Origin of the sequence: Fenollaria timonensis (assembly GCF_001457835.1) — a bacterium.
GTDB classification, from domain to species: domain Bacteria; phylum Bacillota; class Clostridia; order Tissierellales; family Peptoniphilaceae; genus Fenollaria; species Fenollaria timonensis.
Genome location: NZ_LN898229.1, coordinates 56,385 through 77,545, shown reverse-complemented (window position 1 = coordinate 77,545; position 21,161 = coordinate 56,385). Strand labels below are relative to the sequence as shown.

Sequence of the window (21,161 nt, the reverse complement as noted above, 5' to 3'; positions counted from 1 at the left end):
CCTAAAATCTAAAATACAAGAATGGGTTGTAGGACTCACTAATTAAGGACATAGTCACAAGTATTAGCAAGATGAATAAAAAGGCAATTTCTAAGTAAGTCATTTTTCTTTCCTTGCAAATAAGCTTTTTGCACGCGCCTAATGAAAGCACTGTGCCAAGCACTAGATAGAAGCCGTATTCTTTTAAGTAGAATAGCGCTTCAGACGAGGCAAAGTTTTTAAAATTAAACATCGCCTTTAAGAATGGACCTATATCTGCCACTTTAAACTCAAATATTACCCAGCCAATAATTACTAGAAATATCGTATATATATGCTTAATGAAATTTGGCGCTTTATCAAGGGCCTTAGCATAAACGAATTTTTCTAAGACAAGTAAAGTGAAGTAGTATAGACCCCATAAAATGAAGTTAAAGTCAGCTCCGTGCCAAAAACCTGTTAGGAACCAGGTGATAAACAAGTTTAGTATCTGTCTAGGCACTTTCACTCTATTGCCACCGAGTGGTATGTAGACATAATTTCTGAACCATAGCGATAAACTCATGTGCCAGCGTCTCCAAAATTCAGTGATGGACTTTGAAATGTAAGGGAAGTTAAAGTTTTCCAAGAAGTCAAAGCCAAGCATGCGACCCAAGCCTATTGCCATGTCTGAGTAGCCACTAAAGTCAAAGTAGATTTGAAGAGTAAAGGCGATGATGCCGAGCCACGCCATTGATGAGGCTAGTCCTGCCACCTCTTTCGCAAGTATTATCTTATATAGCTCACCAAGTTTATTCGCAATCAAAACTTTTTTAGCAAGACCATAAACAAATCTCTTGATGCCATAAGCGATAGAGCTGTCAGAAAAGTCCCTATTCTTAAGCTGATTATAGATGTCGATGTATCTAACTATAGGTCCAGCGACTAGCTGAGGGAACATCGCAACATAGGCACTGTAGTCGAAGAAGCTATTTGATGCTTCGACCTCGCCTCTATATACGTCGATGGTGTAGCTAAGCGTTTGAAATGTGTAGAAGGATATGCCAAGAGGCAGTGTCAATGTGCTTGCGCTGATATTTAAATAAAATAGATAATTTAAGTTGTCAATCACAAAATTATAGTACTTAAAGAAAAAAAGCAGACCAATATTGACAATTACACTCAATATAAGGACTGCTTTACGTTTCCAATCTTCTTTAAATTTATTTAAAAGTCTTCCATTGCAATAATCAAATACACTGGAAAAAAGCATTATCCCTACATATATCGGCTCGCCCCATGCGTAAAAGATGAGGGAGAGGATAAAGAGCGTGAAGTTCTTTATCTTTTCGGGCGATATATAGTATAAGAATAATGCAATTGGTAAGAATACGTATAGAAATAAAAGTGATGAGAATACCATTATTTATATAGATCAGCTAAAGCCTTTTTAACTTCTTCTGACTTATCTGATATTACGAATACGATAGTCTTGCCATGTTCTTCATATACGCTGTCTTTAACAAATTCTGCTTGATCAGGAGCGTAATCTTTATATATATTTAAAAGATTTTCTTTGTACGCGTTAATTTTTTCTTTAAATTCACTTGCATCACTCGCACTTTTAAGATTTAATAGCAAAACTGTATTTGTATTTAAATTTGTTTGTGGTACATATACTTCATATGCATCAATTTTGTCTGTATCAAAATCAAAAGTATCTTTTAAGAAAGTACTTTCTTCTTCCTTAGAGAAAGTTGAAAAATCAATCGTATCTTTTAGCTTGTTTTTAATATCTGCAAGGCTAACATCTTTACTTGAGCAGCCAATCATAAATATCATAAGCGCAACGCTTATAAATAAAATCATCTTTTTCATAATTAACCTACCTTTTATACTTTAGTGAATATTCTTGACTTCATTCAACCAGACCTTGTGAAACTTGCTCTTTAAGTGCATGCCATCTGGTTCGAAGTAGTCTTCGTTTTCTTTTAATAGGTAAGAGAAGTCTAAATAATCAAGTCCTCTCTCACTCGCAATAGTTTTGATAACTTCATTAAATGAATTTATCTTAGTATTATTTACCCTTGCATCCTCTTTTTCATCCAAAGCTTTACTTACAGGGAAGATGGCTTGTAGATAAATTTTCGCATCAGGGAACTTCGCTTGAAGAGCATCAAGCATCGCTAGATACCTTTCCTTAAACTTTTCCTCAGTCTTAACAAAGACAGAGTCATTAAGACCCATCATTAGATAAATGTTTTTAGGTTCAATACCAAAGTCCTCATCCGGAATAAGTTTTCTAAGCGTATCAGTATTTAAACCAATCTTTGAAAAGACATTGTTGTCATAAAGGAATTTGTAGTACTTAAGCTCTTCAGTGATCGAGTCACCAATGAAGAGGTCTTCCTTAAAGTATTCCTTGTAGACAGATATAGGAACAGTGTTTACAGAAGATTTCGAAACTTTAACATTCTTAAAGTCCTTAGGATTAACTTCTTCACCTTTTGCCAATAGCTTAGCAAGTTCTTCTTCCTTACGCTTCTTTCTATATGCAAGAAGCTCTTTCTCTTTTATCTTAAAATTATAGTTGTAGATCTCTTTGTCAATTAATTCCTTAACAATATTTGTCTTTTTGATACCATCAAAAATTTCATCTACATTTATATTTTCTTTATTTCTATTTAAATAGTAGTTACTATATAAAAAATATATCATTCCTAATAAAATAAGAACAAAAATCGTAAGAGAAATAGTTTTTTTGTTTTTTCTTTTTTTTCTTCTATATTTAAAATTATCTCTCATTTTACACCTCAAATTATTTCGAAACCCTTATTATGAAACAAAATTATATAATTTCATTTTTTTGAAACAATTTCCTTCATAAAAAACAGATTATTTGTACGAAATATCTCTTTCATTATTATATAATGTAAACGTAGAAATTTCAATACTCTTTGGCGAAAATCTTGGAAAATAATATGAAGAATTTGTAACATATCTTAATATTTGTGTCATAATTTAATTAAAAAACTTTAACTAGACATTTACATTAAATTTTGTTACAATAGCAATTGTAAAAATAGGAGGGACAAAATGAATAGGAAAAAATTTATTATTACATTTTTACTATTGTTTGTTTTTCTTTGTGGAAATATATTAAATAGTACAGGGACTATGGCGCAAAGGGAAGATGAAAACAATCAAGACAATAATCAAGAAGATATAGATATGATTATTAACTACAATGAAGAAGACATGATAAACAGAAGAGACAGTGAGATTATTAGCGACCTAGATGAACTAGTTTTAGTCATGGTAGAAGAAGAAAAGAATCTTACATACGACGTTTATCAAACAACAAACTTAAGTGAGGAAGAATTTAATAAAGTCTTAGCGAAGACAGCTTTAGCTGGACAAGGAGAAAGTTTTAAGGCACTTGAAAACACATATGGAGTCAACGGCATATTTGCCATCGCAGTATCAATCGCAGAAGCAGGCTGGGAAGGTAGACAAGCAAATACAAATAACTTCTACGGTATAAGAGGATCAAACGGATACCTAAGCTTTAAAACACCAAAGGACAATATCCTATACTTTGGAGAGCTAATAACAAGAAACCTATATAAAGGCAAATCACTAAAAACATTCGCAAAGATATATTGCCCACCACGTCATAAGAAATGGCGCTCAGATGTCGTTTGGCTTATGGGTAAGTTAATGGAAGAAGTAAAATAAGATTTAGAAGAAATTTATTAATATTAAATTAAATAGTAAAATGTAATCGATAAGCTTGCAGAGATGCAGGCTTATTTTTATGCGTAAAATATATCATTTAATATAAAATCATAGAAAAAGATCAAATTTATAGCAAAAACAAAAATTTAATTTAAACAAAAAACACCCCATTTTCTTACACTTGAAAAAAATCTTCCATTACACCCCAAATTCTAGCAATAAATATAGTATTTCATAAAACTATACACAAAAACAAAATAAACTATGTTCATATTTAAAAATATGAACATGTTTGGTAAAGTTAGGACAAAATATTATTTAAAAGAATACTAGAAATATTTATAAATATATTGTATAATTAAGATAAAGTAAAACGATAAAAACAAAGGAGATATTATAATGAAAGCAAAGAAAATATTATTAAGTACAATTATAGCCACACAAGTGTTAACAGCTACAGTCCTAGCAGCACCAGATGAAGCAATCAAAGAATTTAACAAAGTAGCACCAATCAAGCAAGAAGTAAAACACTTCCAAGGCGAAGTAAAACTATTCATCATCAAAGACGGAGAAAAAGTAAGAGTCGATCAAAAGATGACAGACGGCTTAAGAGTAGTCAATGGAAGAACATGTGTAGGAGTAAGAGACCTAGTGAACGCAATCGAAGGAGCAGATGTTGAGTGGGACGGCACTAATCACATAGTTGACATCACATATGCTGGCAAGACAATATCATACCCAGTAGGGAAACCACTTATGTGGGCAGATGGCAAAGCAGTAAGTATAGACGTGCCAGCACAAATCGACCCAGCAATATCAAAAACATTCTTACCTATAAGAAACATAGCAGAGACATTGGGCTTCAAAGTTGATTGGGACAATAAGGCAAAGGAAGTAGTCCTAACACCAGGCGCAAAACAAACAACAACAGCTCAACAAGCAAGACCAACAACACAAACACCAACACAAAACAAGAACCTAGCATGGGTAACAGCAAGCGGACAAAGAATACCAAAACCAGAAGAACTACCTACAGCAAGATATCAAAAAAATAAGTTTCCAGTTGAGGGTACTGTATATAATATTAATCTAAAAGAAGAAGATATTACTGATAACAACGATGGCTCAATAACATATTTTAAAGGTACAGTTATAGAGTATACTTCAGGAGTACCTTTTAAAAAAGTTGATACAATAGGTCAAAGACCTAGCAATTGGAGTATATTTAAAGAAAATAAAAATGATATAAGAGTAGGCACAGCTATAGTGACAAAAGGTAATTCTGATTATGATAATTTATTTAAATTTAGAAGAGATAAGGCATTAGGAAAAACTAATGACCCATATAAACCTTACAATATATCATTTTTAAGTGATTATTTAACAAAAGAATATATAACAGAGATAGATAAAGCGAATTTCAAAAACCAATTAAAAGATATCAATAAAGAAAAAACAACTAAAGATACATTAGATAAAATGAATTTTATAGCAAATGGATCAATGAGGGTTTTCGATGCAACAGGAGTCTTTGATATATCAATTAAAAGTATATACAAAAGATTCGGAAGTGAATATGGATTAACATTCAACTTAAATAATCCAGTGTATTATATAACTACAGAAGGTGGGGTAGTTGATAGATTTTTTGTTAGTGATTATGTAAAAAGATTTGGAAATTTTACAATTGATAAAATAATTATTGATGATATGGCAAAATATATTGTCGATATAACTAATATAAATTACTTAGATTATGCTAAAAACAATATAAGTTATGAAAGTAATAATTTCAGTGTTGGTGACCATGGTTCAGTATTGTCAAATTAAAAAAGGAGTGAATTTAATATGAGAAGATATATAACGGCATTTGTGATTTTCACGATGCTGTTTTTTAGTACAATAAGTACAGTAAAAGCAGAGAACTGTATTGAAATTCCTGGTGATGTTGTTGAGACACGTATTAACTACCAATTTAAAAACAACCCTCCAAAGCTACATGATAGGGCACCAGCAGAAACACCGGTAGGAAAAGGTTATGCTGAAGTTGTAGGGTTTCAAGCCGACGGAAGGCCTATTGTTAAAACTGTATTTAATTTAACTGATAAGAACATAGATACTAGTACAATGCAAGCAGATATGGATGCTGTAATGGATAAAAGGAATAGTGAAACACATAACCATGATACAGTTGATTACCCAAACATGGATCCTGATTCATACGCTAAAAATTCAAAAATTGATGGTACCACAGTGAAAGCTGAAGGTGTAGTGACTGGAACTGAGTCCGAGGCAGCAATAATGTATAAAAATGCAGCTGAGTATATGATAGCATGTGAAGAACAAGGAAAAACACCAAGCCCTGAAGAAGTTGCACGACATTCTACAACTTTAAAACCAGGTACAAAAGCATATGATGATTTTACAAAAAATATATGAGAAAAGGATGCTATGACTTTATTTAGAATTTCTGCAGAGCAACAAATTGCACCTCAAATTACTCAAGTATTAAAATTTAACAGACCACCAACAAAAGTATGTAAAGGAGACCCAGGATGGGACTTATGTGAAAGATTTGCATCAATGCCTAAACCAACAAAACCAGGAAATTGTTATAATAGCATACCAAACCCTAGTCCAGGGGCATGTAAAGCATATACAAAAGACATTCCAATATCATCATATACAACAAGAGACCCTGTACCTACAGAACCAATGATAAAAGACGAGGATTATTGTAAACAAAATGATAAGAATCTTCTTAATTTTGAAACTGCAGAAACACTTAAAAAATATTCAGGAACAATAAAAGCAAATCAAAAGAATATGCAAGACAAAGTACCATCACTAGTAACTCAATTTAATGAAGAACTGTGGACAAGTAAGTTTCAAACTGAAGATAGGTTCTGGAATCCATTCCAAGAGGGTGTAATATCATCTGGTTTACCAATTAAAACAAGAGATAATAAATATTACACAGTAGAATTAGACTCTTGGGAAGACAGAGAGTATAGACCAAATAGCTTTTTACCAGAATCAATAGAGTATGTAAGGAAGAAAGAAGCGATAAACGATACAGTGGTTAAAAAATATAATGGATCTAATATCAATATTTATAACAAAGCACCAAACCCTATAGTTACTCATAGATATTTAGACGGAAAGGTGTGGAAAGATTTACGTTCAACTAATATTGAATGCGGAATGAGATATAAGTTACTTGTAGAACCTAGATATAAAATTACGGAACATATAAGAAGACAACATAAACAGGTAAGAGAAATATATGGTAGAGAAAGGGTACGTATTGAAGATTGTCATCCATATGAATGTGGTGAATGGGAAGAAGAAGGAACTGGTAGATATGATAAATATGGTGATGAAATAATGAAAGATGTATATGTTCCAAAAACTTGTTGGAAAACTTGTTGCTACTTAGAAGATGATAATCAAATACAGGAATGGAATGACGGTGAAACTCAAATAACAAGACCAGCAGGTGAAATACCACCAGAATATGCACCTCGTGTAAAATGGAGATATAGAATAGGTGTAGGCAATGAGTACCACGCATCTGCTAAGAGATTAACAGACAAGGCAAAGCTAACACCAGTACCAAACAGCAAAGACACTCAAAAAATGAAATCTGGTTATGGTTTCAAATACAGCGGAGACAAGTGGAAGATAGTTACTGACTATGATGAACCACAATTCAAGAGTGAATCTGATGTAATAAGACCAAATAAGACCACAGCACTTAAATTAATGGGCAACATTAAATCGCAAACAGAATACTTTGACCCAAATGTTCAATATGACAGAGCAAAGAATGCACCAGAGAGATCATCTTCAAAAGATTCAAGATACATTGAAGAAAGAATAAAAGCAAATAAAATTAAGAGTGAATTTAATAAGAACGCTATATCTAAATTTGTATCAAAGACTAAAGATGATTCAAGCCTATTGAGAATAAGACCATATACAAAGGATTCAAGTGTAAGTGGAGAAAAAATCATTTATAAGGGCAAAGCTATAAACATGGAGACTCAATTTGAAGCACAAAGTGATCCAAACAAATACTACCATGCATACTGGGTTACTAAAGGGGAACCTAATTTGATACCAGCATACAAGCAAGCACCTCTACACTATGTTCACTTGGACTATCCATCTGGAACTATGTATGACATATACTCGATTAACAGAACATATATAAGAAATGGTTTTACGATTGATGCATATAACACCGGCTCAATCAAGATAGTCGGCAACATGTGGGAGGACAGCTTCTCAAGACCAAATTTTAAGAAGTAAAACACAAATATTAGAGAGGATTAAATAAGCATAGCACATAGAACATGATTCGATGTTCTTTTTTTATGTCAAAAGCGTTTCAAAATATTATTTTAAAACGCCAAAGCAAGCTTTTAAAATAATATTTTTCTAAGTGTAAGATATGTCTTGACGATTAAGAGAAAGGCTTTTTAATATAAATATAATTATTATTGATAAATAACTTTCATATGTGATATAATGTCTTAAGAGGTGGAAGTATGAACGGAAAATATTTAATTAAAACAGCATTTATTATTTTACTAGCATTCACTATAGCTAATGTAGTATACAAACCAATAGCTGCGTATACTGTTCCAGTGCTAGTTATAGTTGATATTCTTTTAATCGTTGGCTTATGCACAAGTAAGCCTGAGAGAAAGGAGAAAAAGACTGATGAAAAATAAATTATCACAGTTCTTAGTTGATGCAAAGGAATGTCTTGTAAAGACAGTTGACTTACTTAGCAAGGACTTTGACTATGTATCGATATTAGCTACTGATACTGACTCTACTAATTACATGGTGTCAAAGAGCATAACACGTGTTGGCGAAGGCATGGACAGTGAGAGAGGCTTTGTAGCACGTGTATATAATAATGATTATTATGGTGAAGTTTCTTTTGATAAGCTTCAAAGCCCAGAAGAGCTTTACGAGATGATAAAAAAAGAAATTACTGAAAATTATAAATTTTATAAAGAGAACAATTTCTCTATGAGAAAATATTCTTTAATCGATGAGGAAGAATTTATTAAGGATTTTTCATCTGATTTAGAAATTTCTCTTGATGAGATGAGCGTTCAAGAGAAGATAAATTACTTAACAGAAATTAAGGATAAGATGCTTAAAGAGTCTGATCTTGTTGTTTCTGCGAGAGCTATGTACATAGAAACTGAAGTTAGAAAGCTTTTTGTTTCTAAAAAGATGTGCTTAAATCAAGCATATACTTTTACTAGCGTTATGGCTGAAGCTGACGTTCAAAAGGACGACGACTTTAGATATGATTACAAGAGCGTTAGCAGTTTAGGCGGTTTGGAAGTACTTAAGGAGCTTGACAATATCTATAAAGAAGTGGTTCATAATGCGATTGAACTTCTTGGCTCAGAACTTGTTAAACCTGGCTACTATGATTTAATTAGTGCGCCAGACATCACAGGTTTACTTGCTCATGAGGCTTTTGGCCATGGAGTAGAGATGGATATGTTTGTTAAGGACAGAGCTTTGGCAAAGGACTATGTCAATAAAAGAGTGGCAAGTGACATAACTACAATGCATGACGGCGCCACAGCCATTGGCGAATGCTCAAGCTATAGCTTTGACGACGAAGGCACTTTAGCGTCTGACACTGTTATTATTGAAAATGGTATACTTAGAAGAGGTATGGCTGATAAGCTATCTGCAATGTCTTTAGGCGTGAAGCCAACAGGCAACGGCAAGAGAGAATCTTTCAGAAGAAAGGCTTATACAAGAATGACAAACACTTTCTTTGAAGGCGGTAAAGACAGCGTTGACGATATGATCAAGTCCATTGACTACGGATTTTTACTTGACGGCATGAACAATGGTATGGAAGACCCTAAGAACTGGGGAATTCAATGTACTGCTATGAAGGCAAGAGAGATAAAGGACGGTAAATTAACTGGAAAAGTATTTAGCCCAGCGACATTAACAGGCTATGTACCTGATGTGCTTGAGTCTATATCCATGGTTTCTGGAGAAATTGAAATGAATGGCTCTGGTTACTGCGGCAAAGGCTATAAGGAATGGGTTAAGACTTCAACTGGTGGCAGCTACTTAAAATTTAAGGGGAGATTAAGCTAATGGACAGAATTAAAAATATTATCGATATAATAAAAGAAAATAAAGAAATCTCTGATTTTAAGTTAATTAGGAAGAAAACATCTAGCAAGGAGCTTTTCTTAATAAGAGATGCGGTAGATATGGACAGAAGCGTTGAGACTGATGACGTGAGCGTGACTATATATGCTGATACTGAAGAAGATGGCAAAAAATTTAGAGGAGACTCTTCATTTAACACAGCTCCATCGGATAGTGATGAAGAAATTGCAAGAAAAGTATCTCTTGCTTATGAAAGAGCAAAATTCATAAAGAACAAGCACTTTCCTTTAGCTGAAGGCACTGAATTAGTAGATGAAAAAGCATATATAGATGAGCTTGAGACTATAAAAAAGGTGAAGGACATAGTTTATAAGGACTATGGAACTAAATCTAAGATAAACTCATGCGAAATATTTGTTAATAATATAGAAGAAAATCTTGTGAACTCAAAAGGCTGCGACTGCAAGTCTAAAAAGAGCGAGATAATTGTTGAATCAATTGCTGATGCGTGTGGAGAAGCGGGCTCGATTGAAGTTTACAGAATGTTTACTTTTTCTAAGCTAAATGAAAAAGAATTTGAAGAAAATATTTACGAAGAGCTTAAAGAGGCAGAGGACAGAGCTATGTCTAAGCCAGCTGAGCCTATCGAAGCAGTTGATGTAATCATCACTGGCCTTGATGTTCCAGCCTTCTTTAACTTTTATGATTATCAAGCAAGCGGCCCTACTCACTACATGAAGCTTAATAAGCTAAAATTAAATGAAGAGGCTCATAAAGGTGCTAAGGGGGATCTTGTAAATATCACTCTAAAGCCTGAAATTGAAGGCTCCGTTCACAATAGCAAATACGATAGTGACGGCGTTAAGCTAAAAGAAACACAAATATTTAAGGATGGCAAGATGATAAACGTAGCTGCCGGTCAAAGATTCGCCTCATACATGGGCATTGAAGCTACAGGTAATTTAGTAAATATCGAAGTAGCTCCAGGCTCTATGTCAATTGATGAGATGAGAAAGACTAGACACCTTGAAATAAAGAGTTTCTCAAGCTTTCAAGCAGATGCTTCCATCGGTATATTTGGCGGCGAGTTTAGACTTGCCAAGTACTATGACGGCAAAGAAACAAAGATCATCAACAACGGCGCTTTTTCTGCTAATATCATGGAAAAAGGCTTAGATATGTATTTTTCTAAAGAGATGATTCATATAGATAATTACTATGGACCAAAGTATATTTTAATTAAGGATGTGAACATAGGATAATGTCATACAAAGAAGATTTTATACATTTAATGCTTAAATCGGACGTTTTAAAGTTTGGCGACTTCAAGACTAAGTCTGGAAGGATGAGTCCATACTTCATAAACACAGGATTTTTTAACAATTCTGAAGAGATAGCAAAGCTTGGCGATTTTTATGCCAAAGCTTATATGGACAATATTAAATTAGATAAGCCTTTGCTATTTGGTCCAGCATATAAGGGTATACCGCTAGTAGTTTCTTGTGCTGTAAGTCTTTACAAGAACTATGGCCTTGAGATTGGCTATTCATTTAACAGAAAAGAAGCAAAGGATCACGGCGAAAAAGGTATTTTCGTTGGAGAGACTCCAAATGCTGACTCAGATGTAGTTATCATCGAGGACGTAATCACTGCAGGAACTGCTGTTAGAGAATCCATCGATATACTTAAAAACTATGATGCAAAAGTTAAGGCTCTGATTATCTCTGTTAATAGGATGGAGAGAGGTACTGGCGACAAGTCAGCTATTCACGAGCTTGAAGACGATTATGGTGTTAAAGTTTATTCGATACTTGATATAAAGTTCATCGCTGATTACTTAAGAAATAAAGAGATAGATGGCAAAGTATATATAGATGAAGAGATGTACGCAAAGATCATGAAGCATCTTGATACTTATAAGGAAAGATAATGCAGATAGAGAATAAAAATCTTGAGACGGCCATAACATTCGTAATTTTAACTTTGACTATGCTATTAACTAGGTACCTAGGCGTGTTTGCGATGCCACTTGTGCTTGGCGCTTACCTAATGAACTCAATCGCGAATAAGGACTACAGTTCTATATATCTTTACATGGCTTCACTTGGCGTCTTGGTAATATTTCTAGAGCCGGTCTTTATATTTGAAAAGGCCATACTTGGACTGCCATTCTTAATAATTGCGGTTAAGCTGATTAAAAACAATATGAGGGGCGACAAGCTACTTATAGCCATGACACTAACATTGGTTGTCTCGAGCATAATATATATAATAGCCTTAAGAGAGTTTTTCGATGTAAATCTCATCGACGCGTTCAACGCAAGACTCGATAAGCAGATGGAGCTCGTGAGCTCTTACGAGGGCGACCTTGTCTTTGACAAGGACATGGTTGTGATGGCTTATCAAGAGTTTAAGAAATACTTAGCTAGCACTGTCTTTTTACTAGCATTTATTGCGTCATTTATAGCTCTAAAACTGCCTCATTATATAATCAGGAAAAGAGGCGACGTCAATATTACAGAGCCATTCGTAGAGGCTTTAAAGCTAAAGAAATCAGCATTTTACTTAATGCTAGCAATCTTAGTGATATTTATGCTAACAAATTTAGGTATAAATCAGCTTATAGTTGACAATATATCTTTGATGATATTCATGAGTTTTGCTATACAAGGTCTGTCTTTTGTAATGTTCTTATTAAAGATACGTTACAAAAAGAAGACGGCGGCAAATTTTTACTTTGCATTTTCAATATTTTTTGTAGGAATTATGTTTTTCATGAATATTATATTCGGCTTTATTGATGGAACTACAAGGATAAGGGGTGCGTAAAATGTTCAAAAAAATCGAAGTATACGTTAAAGAAAATTTAATAGAGGTAATTTTTGAGCTAGTTCTTGTCATAATGCTCATGATACTAAACATCATCATCGGCTTTATCGCCCTTGTCATCTTTGTCTCACTGCACGTTAGGTTTTTACAAAACTTTGAAGACCAAACTACACTTAGACAAAAGAACTTTGAAAATATTGAGGAGACCATAGACTCATTAACAAAGCAAGCGGTATTTAAGATGCCGTTCCCTATGGTTATAATTAAGCAAGACGGTGAAATTAACTGGTATAACAGTAAATTTATAAAGATGCTTGAAATTGAAGATGAGCCAGAGAACAACATACTTGACGCTATATCGTCACTAAACCTTAATGAGATATTAGGTGCAGGCGATGAACCATTAAAGATATTATACAGAGATAATTATTATCAAGTTTATGTGAATAAGGTAAAATCGAAAGACAGTAAGGATGGAGAGATGCTTCTTCTTTACTGGATTAACAGAACTGACCTTAAAGAAGCGAAGGACACTATTGACAAGGAAAAGATAGCGACTATACTTCTTTACATCGATAACCTCGATGAAGTTAAAAGCAGTGTTGAAGACAGCCTTAGAGCGACTATCACTGGTAATGTTGAGACTGAAATTATTAACTACTTCAATGGCTATGATGCGACTGTTAGAAAATATGATGACGACAGATATTTAATAATCGCAAATAATGAAAATCTTCAAAAGATTATACAAAAGAAGTTTGACATTCTTGACAAGGTTCGTGATTTAAAGGTACAAAGCATAATACCACTAACTCTTTCAATTGCGGCGACTACTGATGGAGAGACGCCTCTTGAGCAATACGAAATCGCTAGAAATACCATGGACATAGCTTTAGGTAGAGGCGGTGACCAAGCTGTTCTTAGAAGAGCACACAATTATGAGTACTTTGGTGGAAAGTCGAAGGCTGTTGAAAAAACTACTAAGGTTAAGGCAAGAGTCGTTGGTGGCGCGCTTAGATCACTTATTGATGATGCATCAAACGTAATTATCATGCCTCATAAAAATGCGGACATGGACGCGATCGGCTCAGCCATCGGCGTAGTGAAGCTTGTTAGAATGAGAGGAAAAACTCCTTATATCGCACTTAACTCGGTCAATATGAGTATTAGAAATATCATGGCAAGGATAAATGAGGAAGAAAGCCTAAAGGGTGTTGTAAAGCCTGAGGGAGAACTTATTGGCTTAATCGATGAAAAGACTTTACTAATAGTTGTCGATCATCACAAGAAGTCCATCTCCGAGGCACCAGACCTAGTTGATCAAATAAAGGACAGAGTAGTAATTGACCACCATAGAAGAAGTGGCGAGTTTATTGAATCGACTGAACTTGTCTTCTTAGAACCATATGCATCGAGTACGTCTGAGCTTGTTACAGAGCTATTCACATATATGACTGACAATGTAGTTTTAAGTAAATTCGAGGCAGAGGCACTACTTGCTGGCATCACTGTTGATACCAAGAACTTCACTGTTCAAACGGGCGTAAGGACATTCGAGGCGGCATCTATGCTAAGAAGGTTCGGAGCTGACCCAGAAGTAGTTAAGAAGTACTTTAAGGAAGATTATTTAGTTATTAAGAATAGGGCTGACATAGTTAGACAGTCAGAAATATTTATGGACGATACCATCATAGGTATACTTGAAGATAAGGTTGATAACTCTATACTTATAGCGGCACAAGCGGCTGATGAGATGCTAAGCATCAATGGCATGAAGGCATCTTTCGTTGCAGTTAAAATCTCAAATAACGAAACGCACGTGTCAGCTAGATCACTTGGTGAGATAAGCGTACAATTGATTATGGAAAAGCTTGGTGGCGGTGGACACTTGAATCAAGCCGCAACTAGGATAGACTTGTCAGTTGATTTGGCTGTTGAAGAACTAAAGAGAAAAATAAAAGAATATAAAGACGAAGAAAATGAATCTAAGAAAGAAGAAGGTGTTAAATAATGAAAGTTATACTTATAGAAGACGTTAAGGGCCTTGGCAAAAAAGGCGAAATGGTTAATAGCAAGGACGGTTATGCGAGAAACTTCTTATTTCCAAAGAAACTTGCTCTAGAAGCAACAGATGAGAACGTTAAGCAATGGAAGGAAGAGCAAGCCGAACTAAAGGCCAAGATTGAACAAGAGACTAAAGAAGCAAATGCAATCAAAGCAGATATAGAAAAGAAAGTCTTAAAGATGAAGGCTGAAGGCGGAGCAACTGGCAAATTATTTGGCGCAGTTACTTCACAAGACATACAAAAGGCTTTACTTGAAGAATTTGGCCTAGACATCGACAAAAGAAAGATAGAGATGAAGGAAAATATCAAACAAGCAGGTGTATATACTGTCGTTTTGAGACTATATCCACAAATCACAGCTAATTTAAGAGTAAATATAAGTATATAGGGGAGTACTATGGAAGTTTTAAGAGAATTACCTAACAACTTAATAGTTGAGCAGGAAGTTTTAGCTAATGCTATGCAAAATAAGACTGCTGCTGTCAAGGCCATTGAAGGACTTAATGAAGGGGATTTTTATAATGATCTTCATAGAAAGATATTCAATGCGATTAGGACTTTATTCTCTTTAAACAAGCCCATAGACCTATTGACAGTAACAGAGACACTTGAAACTAGTGAGAATGTTGATGCTGAGACGATTAAGTACATTGCTAGCATATATGCAAACAACGAAGGACTTAGCTCGAACCAAGATACTTATATAGATATACTTAAGGAAAAGTCTATACTTAGGAGCCTTGCAGAATTTTCAGATGAGATCAAGGCTTTGTCGCTTGAAGATAAATCGCCTGCTAAGAACGTTCTTGAAAAGGCAGAGAAAGGACTTTTTGAAATCTCTCAAGGAGGACTAAGAAACTCATTAACTGCTCTTGATGTAATTATGAGCGATACAGTTCAAACAATTATGAAGAGGGTTCAAAACAGAGGCGAGCTAAGTGGTGTAACTACAGGCTTTACTGATCTTAACTCCTTATTAGGTGGCTTCCAAAAGTCAGACCTAGTACTATTAGCGGCGAGACCATCTATGGGTAAGACAGCTCTTGCGGTTAACCTTGCTGTAAACGCGGCAAAAGCGGGCAAGAAAGTCGCTATGTTTTCACTTGAAATGAGTAAGACGCAAATCGGTCAAAGAATATTAGCCTCATTCGCACAAATGAATTTATCGAGTCTATTCAAAGGCGAGCTTGAAGGCCAAGATCTTGTCAATTTGATTACTGCATCGAATGAACTATCAAAGTACAGTCTTCATATCGATGACACGGCAGCCATTTCCCTAATAGAGCTTAAGGCAAAACTAAGACGACTTAAGATGGAAGAGGGCCTAGACCTAGTTGTTATCGACTACTTACAACTTATGACGACTGGCGAAAGGATTGAGAATAGAGTTCAAGAAATTTCACAAATATCTAGAGGCCTTAAGGCCATAGCGAAGGAGCTGGATGTACCAGTTTTAGCACTTTCACAGCTATCGAGAGCCTTGGAACAAAGACCAGACAAAAGACCAAAGCTATCTGACCTAAGAGAGTCGGGTGCCATAGAGCAAGATGCCGACATAGTTATGTTCCTTTACAGAGACTACGTTTATAATAAAGAGACAGAAAATCCAAATTTAGCAGAAGTGATCGTTTCGAAGCACAGAAACGGTCCTATTGGCGTGGTTAACTTAATCTGGAAGGATGAGTACACAAGGTTCTTTGACGTTTCGAACAAGGCTTATGAAGGATAATGAGTATAGGATAAAGCCACTCGAGCTTGAAGACGCCTACAGGTTTAGAGGCTGGGAGCGAGGTAACTACTACCTCTTAAACGATTACGACTTCATCTATGAAGAGGACTGGGAAGTAAAAGCGTGGCTCAAGACGAAGAAGGGCTTCTTTAAACGTTACTTCGCCATTTATTATTGTGGCAAGGCCATTGCCTACATCGGCTTAAAAAAGATAAATTACATATTAAGAAGCGCAGAACTATCCATAGTTATGGATGCCCGCTACCAAAACCATGGTCATGGTTATAAGATACTAGAAGAATTTTTGACTTATGCTTTCACTGATTTAAAGATGAGAAGTATATGGCTTGACGTAAACGCCTTTAATGAGAAGGCCATACACCTATATAAAAAGCTAGGCTTTACGAAGAAGGCCTACTACTTAGATACATACAACATTCAAGACATTGACAAGACTAGAGAAGAATACATAGAACATCAAGATGAGTTTAGACAAGATGGCAAGGAGCTTTTGTCATTTGTCTATACTTACGAGATAAAGAGAGGTGAGTTTTTTGAGCTTCACGCTAGAGAAATTTAATTCAAATTTATTAGATACAAGAGTTAATAACATCTTCATAAGCGAGTTTATGCCGCAAGCTGACGGCACTTTCGTCAAGGTATATCTCCTTGCTTTAAGATTTGCGCAAGACGATGATGTTGAGGCGAGCAATGAAAAGATAGCCGAAGTTTTAAAAATTCCTGTTATAGATGTCGCCAATGCATGGAGGTTTTGGAAATCGGTTGGCATAGTTGACTTCGAGGACGATGGCCTTAGCTACAACTTTGATGTCATCTTTAAAGATTTAAAGGCGCTATACCTTGGAGGGGCTTCTTCAGATAAGGGCACAAGCAGTGTGAGCCAAAATACTTTTGATGACGAGATTGATATTGATGAAGATGATTTAAGCAGCGACACTAAATTAATTATAGAAGTAAATAAGGACGAAGGCGTTAAAAAGATGTTTCAAGACGTCGCTCACATCGTTAGAAGGCCGCTTAACACTCAAGAGAAGATCAAAATCATCAAGTGGCTTCGTGACTACAACATCAGCTGCGAGATGATATCACACGCTTACTCATACGCTTATGATATACTTAAGAAGAAGTCGCCAGCTTATGTTGAGACCATCATCATGAACTGGTACGACAAGGGCTACACAAACCTTTCTCAAGTGATGAGCGATTTTAACGTGATGAATGACAGTCAGAGAAATTACAATAAGCTTATGCAGTCACTAGCAATGCCATTTAAAAATGTATCTGATTTTGAAAAGAAGATCATAGACAAGTGGTACGATGACTTTGATTATGGTAATGACATCATCTTAAAGGCTGCCGAGAACTTTATATATACATCAAAACCTTCTATAGCCTACCTCGATGCAATACTTGAGGCGTGGCACAAGGAAGGCATAAAGACTGTTGAAGACGCTGAGAGAACGAATGAGCTATATAGATCAGACAGAAAAACTAATAATACTAAGAAGCCAAAGGCGAGGGCAAAGGACTTTGACGAGAGAGAATACCCAGACGACTACCTAAGCGATACCTATGAAGGCAATTGGAGGAAGTAGCATGACTTTGTTAGATGATGTTTATAGACAAAAAGCAAATATTAAGAACATTAGAGAGAGAGAAAGAAGCGAAAGGGCCCAAGCTATATACAAGAACTACCCAGAGCTTTTAAGCCTTGAAAATGAAAAGAACGAAGTGCTTAATGATTTTGCGTCTATGAATTTTACGAATTATGAAGATATTAATAAAAAGATACTAAATATAGAAGCTAAAAAGCAAAAGCTAATCAAAGATTATGGGCTTGAAGATGCTTTCAAGGTGCACTACGACTGCGAAAAATGTGAGGACACTGGCATATATCAGTCGAAGAGATGCTCTTGCATTGACGAGATGCTAAGAGAAAAAATGCTTGAGACGAATGAACTCAATACTGAGATGAGGGAGAAGAGCTTTGAAAATTTCGATGCCAATATATTTACAGACGATATTAGAGATGAAATGCTTGAGATAAAGAAGAGTCTTGAGGATTATGCAGATAATTTCCATTATGAACACAAATCCATCTTCTTTTTCGGTGATGTTGGTACGGGCAAATCCTTTATGGCAGTTTCACTAGCCAAGAGGCTTATAGAGAAGCTTGTCAATGTTACATACATCGGTTCTTATGAGATGTGCCAAACCATAAATGAGGCTATATTTAAGGCAGATGGCGATGCAATAACGAAGAGAGTTCTCTTTTACAAAACGGACTTTTTAATCATTGATGACCTTGGAACCGAGATAGACACACAGATTAGCTCGAAGTCTATACTCGATTTGATTAACTATAGACTTAGTAAAAACCTAAAGACGCTTATCACAAGTAACTTAAATGTTGACGCTATAAAAGAAAAGTACGGTGAGAGACTATCGTCGAGGATACTGTCAAATTACTATATATATCGCTTTAAAGGACGCGATTTAAGATTAAGATAAGGAGTGATTTTATGCTAGATATAAAAAGAATCAGAAAAAATCCTGAAGAAGTTTTAGAAGCTTTAAAAAAGAGACACGGATGCTTCCCAATCGAAGAGCTTCTTGAAGAAGATAAGAAGAGAAGAGAGCTTTTAACAGTTGTTGAGACTATGAAGCAAAAGCAAAATTCGATTTCGAAGGAAGTGCCTAAGCTTAAGAAGGCTGGCGAAGATGTCACACAAATCTTTGAAGAGATGAAAGAGCTATCAAATGAAATCAAAGATTATGATGCAAAAGTTAAGGAAATCGACGAGAAGATAGCTGACTATCTACTAAGCATACCAAACGTTCCTAACAAGGAGGTTGTCTTTGGTAAGGATGATAGCGATAACGTCGAAGTAAAGAAGTATGGTACGCCAACTGAGTTTGACTTCGAGCCAAAAGCTCACTGGGACTTAGGAACAGATCTTGATATACTTGACTTTGATAGAGCTGGAAAGATATCTGGATCAAGATTTTCTATATTCAAAGGCGATGGAGCAAGACTTGAAAGAAGCTTAATACAATTCATGCTTGATCTTCATACGCTTGAACAAGATTACACTGAGATGAGTACACCGTTTATGGTCAATAGAGCATCGATGCTAGGTACAGGACAATTGCCAAAGTTTGAAGACGATATGTTCTACTTACCATCAAAGGACTTTTTCCTTGTGCCAACAGCTGAAGTACCTCTAACAAATATGCTTAGAGACGAAATAGTTGACGTGAGTGACTTACCTATAAACATAACTGAGTACACACCATGCTTCAGACAAGAAGCGGGCGCTGCAGGTAGAGACAACAGAGGCCTTATTCGTAACCACCAATTCGATAAGGTTGAACTTGTTAAGTTCGTAGAGCCACAAACAAGCTACGACGAATTACAAAAGCTATTAGGCGATGCGGAAGCAGTACTTCAAAAGCTTGAAATACCTTACAGAGTCGTTCAACTATCGACAGGGGACCTTGGGTTTTCATCTGCAATGACATATGACATCGAAGTTTGGATGCCAAGCTATGGCAGATACGTTGAAATATCAAGCTGCTCGAACTTTGAGGACTTCCAAGCAAGAAGAGCCAACATTAGATATAGAAATGAAGATGGCAAATTAAACTTCGTTCACACACTTAACGGCTCAGGCCTTGCAGTAGGAAGAACATTTGCGGCACTTGTAGAAAACTATCAAAATAAAGATGGTTCGATCACTATACCAAAGGCACTACAAAAGTACTTTGGCAAGGACCGCATAGTTAAAAAAGAAAAATAGCTTAAAAGAGTAAGCTAAGTAAAAACTATTAGTTAAGCAAAAAAATTAAAATAGGCAAAACAAATAGAGAAAGTAAAATAAGTAAACAAAGTAAAAATGCTAAACAAAGCAAAAATGCTAAACAAAGTAAAAATGCAAACTTGGTAAAAAAGATAAAGAAGGCAAAATAAGTAAAGAAGGCAAAATAAGTAAAGAAGGCAAAATAAGTAAAGAAAGTAAAATAAGTAAAGAAAGTAAAATAAGCAAAGAAAGCTAAAAACTAAACAGAGAAAAAACAAATTAGAGCTATGTATATCACTTGATACGCATAGCTCTTTTAATTTACATTGATTAGAATCTAGTCTTCATTGACATAAGCCTTCACTATCTCACCAAAGTAAACGTGGTGAAAGTCATGCTCTGGATAATTCTTCTTAAGTATGTCTTGATCGATAAAGCTTTCCTCGTGCAAAACGCCTTTATAAACTTTTCTGCAGACCAAAACCATCTTTGCTTCCTTAAAGTAAACGCTCTCGTCACTAAAGACAGGCGTCAAAGATGTCTTTGCAAGCTTATCTTCATCGCGTCCGCTGTGAGTGCCAAGGTACATTAAGTCCTTTTTGTACGCTTCATCAAAAAAGCTTAGCGTGTAGTAGTTTTCCTTGTCAACAAAGACCCTCGTGTACCTTTGCGGTCTTAAGTAGATGACCGCCGTAGGCATATCGCCGTTCCATATAGCGCCCAAGTGGCCCCATTGCGCAGTCATCGTGTTAAACGACTTCTCATTACCAGCGCTAACAAGCATCCATTCTTTGCCGATCAGCGTCATCGGATTAAATTTCAACTCCTTCATATCAATAGCTTTTAAGC

At 35.4% G+C, this 21,161-nt stretch carries 20 protein-coding genes; 16 read left to right on the top strand and 4 right to left on the bottom strand.

Annotated features, from left to right (window positions below; all coding sequences use genetic code 11):
• Window position 1: 1 nt before the first annotated feature.
• From BN3004_RS00385 to BN3004_RS00375, 3 genes are read right to left on the bottom strand one after another with little or no spacing between them, the layout of a single operon-like run.
• Entirely contained in the window at window positions 2–1,381 is a 1,380-nt protein-coding gene (locus BN3004_RS00385) for an MBOAT family O-acyltransferase (RefSeq protein WP_058259334.1), read from the bottom strand.
• Window positions 1,381–1,836 (bottom strand): DUF4358 domain-containing protein, encoded by a 456-nt coding sequence (locus tag BN3004_RS00380; RefSeq protein ID WP_058259333.1) that lies wholly within the window; start codon window positions 1,834–1,836, stop codon window positions 1,381–1,383. Before BN3004_RS00380 ends, BN3004_RS00385 begins: the two co-directional genes overlap by 1 nt.
• A gap of 21 nt (window positions 1,837–1,857) precedes the next feature.
• Window positions 1,858–2,763 (bottom strand): GDSL-type esterase/lipase family protein, encoded by a 906-nt coding sequence (locus BN3004_RS00375; RefSeq protein WP_058259332.1) that lies wholly within the window; start codon window positions 2,761–2,763, stop codon window positions 1,858–1,860.
• A 291-nt stretch (window positions 2,764–3,054) separates the two neighbouring features.
• On the opposite strand from BN3004_RS00375, the gene BN3004_RS00370 reads away from it, so the two are divergent.
• The 16 genes from BN3004_RS00370 to serS all read left to right on the top strand — a co-directional run bounded on the left by BN3004_RS00370 (window position 3,055) and on the right by serS (window position 20,312).
• A complete protein-coding gene (locus BN3004_RS00370) occupies window positions 3,055–3,696 on the top strand; it encodes a glucosaminidase domain-containing protein (RefSeq protein ID WP_058259331.1) in 642 nt (213 codons plus the stop codon).
• 399 nt (window positions 3,697–4,095) lie between these two features.
• A complete protein-coding gene (locus BN3004_RS00365; RefSeq protein ID WP_058259330.1) occupies window positions 4,096–5,526 on the top strand; it encodes a copper amine oxidase N-terminal domain-containing protein in 1,431 nt (476 codons plus the stop codon).
• A gap of 18 nt (window positions 5,527–5,544) precedes the next feature.
• Window positions 5,545–6,135 (top strand): hypothetical protein, encoded by a 591-nt coding sequence (locus tag BN3004_RS00360; RefSeq protein ID WP_058259329.1) that lies wholly within the window; start codon window positions 5,545–5,547, stop codon window positions 6,133–6,135.
• Window positions 6,136–6,147: 12 nt separating this feature from the next.
• Complete coding sequence (locus BN3004_RS00355; protein ID WP_058259328.1) at window positions 6,148–8,010, top strand: hypothetical protein; 1,863 nt, start codon at window positions 6,148–6,150, stop codon at window positions 8,008–8,010.
• A gap of 239 nt (window positions 8,011–8,249) precedes the next feature.
• Window positions 8,250–8,435, top strand: a complete 186-nt coding sequence (locus BN3004_RS00350; protein WP_058259327.1) for a hypothetical protein — start codon at window positions 8,250–8,252, stop codon at window positions 8,433–8,435.
• Entirely contained in the window at window positions 8,425–9,849 is a 1,425-nt protein-coding gene (locus tag BN3004_RS00345) for a TldD/PmbA family protein (protein ID WP_058259326.1), read from the top strand. Before BN3004_RS00350 ends, BN3004_RS00345 begins: the two co-directional genes overlap by 11 nt.
• Complete coding sequence (locus tag BN3004_RS00340) at window positions 9,849–11,129, top strand: metallopeptidase TldD-related protein (RefSeq protein ID WP_058259325.1); 1,281 nt, start codon at window positions 9,849–9,851, stop codon at window positions 11,127–11,129. Before BN3004_RS00345 ends, BN3004_RS00340 begins: the two co-directional genes overlap by 1 nt.
• Window positions 11,126–11,797 (top strand): orotate phosphoribosyltransferase, encoded by a 672-nt coding sequence (gene pyrE / locus BN3004_RS00335; RefSeq protein ID WP_349267116.1) that lies wholly within the window; start codon window positions 11,126–11,128, stop codon window positions 11,795–11,797. The genes BN3004_RS00340 and pyrE overlap by 4 nt, the downstream gene beginning before the upstream one ends.
• Window positions 11,797–12,696, top strand: a complete 900-nt coding sequence (locus BN3004_RS00330; protein ID WP_058259323.1) for a DUF2232 domain-containing protein — start codon at window positions 11,797–11,799, stop codon at window positions 12,694–12,696. The genes pyrE and BN3004_RS00330 overlap by 1 nt, the downstream gene beginning before the upstream one ends.
• Window position 12,697: 1 nt before the next feature.
• A complete protein-coding gene (locus BN3004_RS00325; RefSeq protein ID WP_058259322.1) occupies window positions 12,698–14,707 on the top strand; it encodes a DHH family phosphoesterase in 2,010 nt (669 codons plus the stop codon).
• Entirely contained in the window at window positions 14,707–15,150 is a 444-nt protein-coding gene (gene rplI, locus BN3004_RS00320; protein ID WP_058259321.1) for a 50S ribosomal protein L9, read from the top strand. The genes BN3004_RS00325 and rplI overlap by 1 nt, the downstream gene beginning before the upstream one ends.
• 9 nt (window positions 15,151–15,159) lie before the next feature.
• The gene (dnaB, locus tag BN3004_RS00315; protein WP_058259320.1) at window positions 15,160–16,491 is read left to right on the top strand and encodes a replicative DNA helicase; all 1,332 of its coding nucleotides are present in this window, start codon (window positions 15,160–15,162) and stop codon (window positions 16,489–16,491) included.
• A complete protein-coding gene (locus BN3004_RS00310; RefSeq protein ID WP_058259319.1) occupies window positions 16,481–17,071 on the top strand; it encodes a GNAT family N-acetyltransferase in 591 nt (196 codons plus the stop codon). Before dnaB ends, BN3004_RS00310 begins: the two co-directional genes overlap by 11 nt.
• Window positions 17,046–18,107 (top strand): DnaD domain protein, encoded by a 1,062-nt coding sequence (locus BN3004_RS00305; protein WP_058259318.1) that lies wholly within the window; start codon window positions 17,046–17,048, stop codon window positions 18,105–18,107. The genes BN3004_RS00310 and BN3004_RS00305 overlap by 26 nt, the downstream gene beginning before the upstream one ends.
• Window position 18,108: 1 nt before the next feature.
• Window positions 18,109–19,023 carry an ATP-binding protein gene (locus tag BN3004_RS00300; RefSeq protein WP_058259317.1) on the top strand — a complete coding sequence of 305 codons (915 nt, stop codon included), beginning with the start codon at window positions 18,109–18,111 and terminating at the stop codon, window positions 19,021–19,023.
• Window positions 19,024–19,034: 11 nt separating this feature from the next.
• Window positions 19,035–20,312 (top strand): serine--tRNA ligase, encoded by a 1,278-nt coding sequence (gene serS, locus BN3004_RS00295; RefSeq protein WP_058259316.1) that lies wholly within the window; start codon window positions 19,035–19,037, stop codon window positions 20,310–20,312.
• Between the two features lie 337 nt (window positions 20,313–20,649).
• On the opposite strand, the gene BN3004_RS00290 is transcribed toward serS, so the two are convergent.
• Complete coding sequence (locus BN3004_RS00290) at window positions 20,650–21,144, bottom strand: flavin reductase (RefSeq protein WP_058259315.1); 495 nt, start codon at window positions 21,142–21,144, stop codon at window positions 20,650–20,652.
• Window positions 21,145–21,161 lie beyond the last annotated feature (17 nt).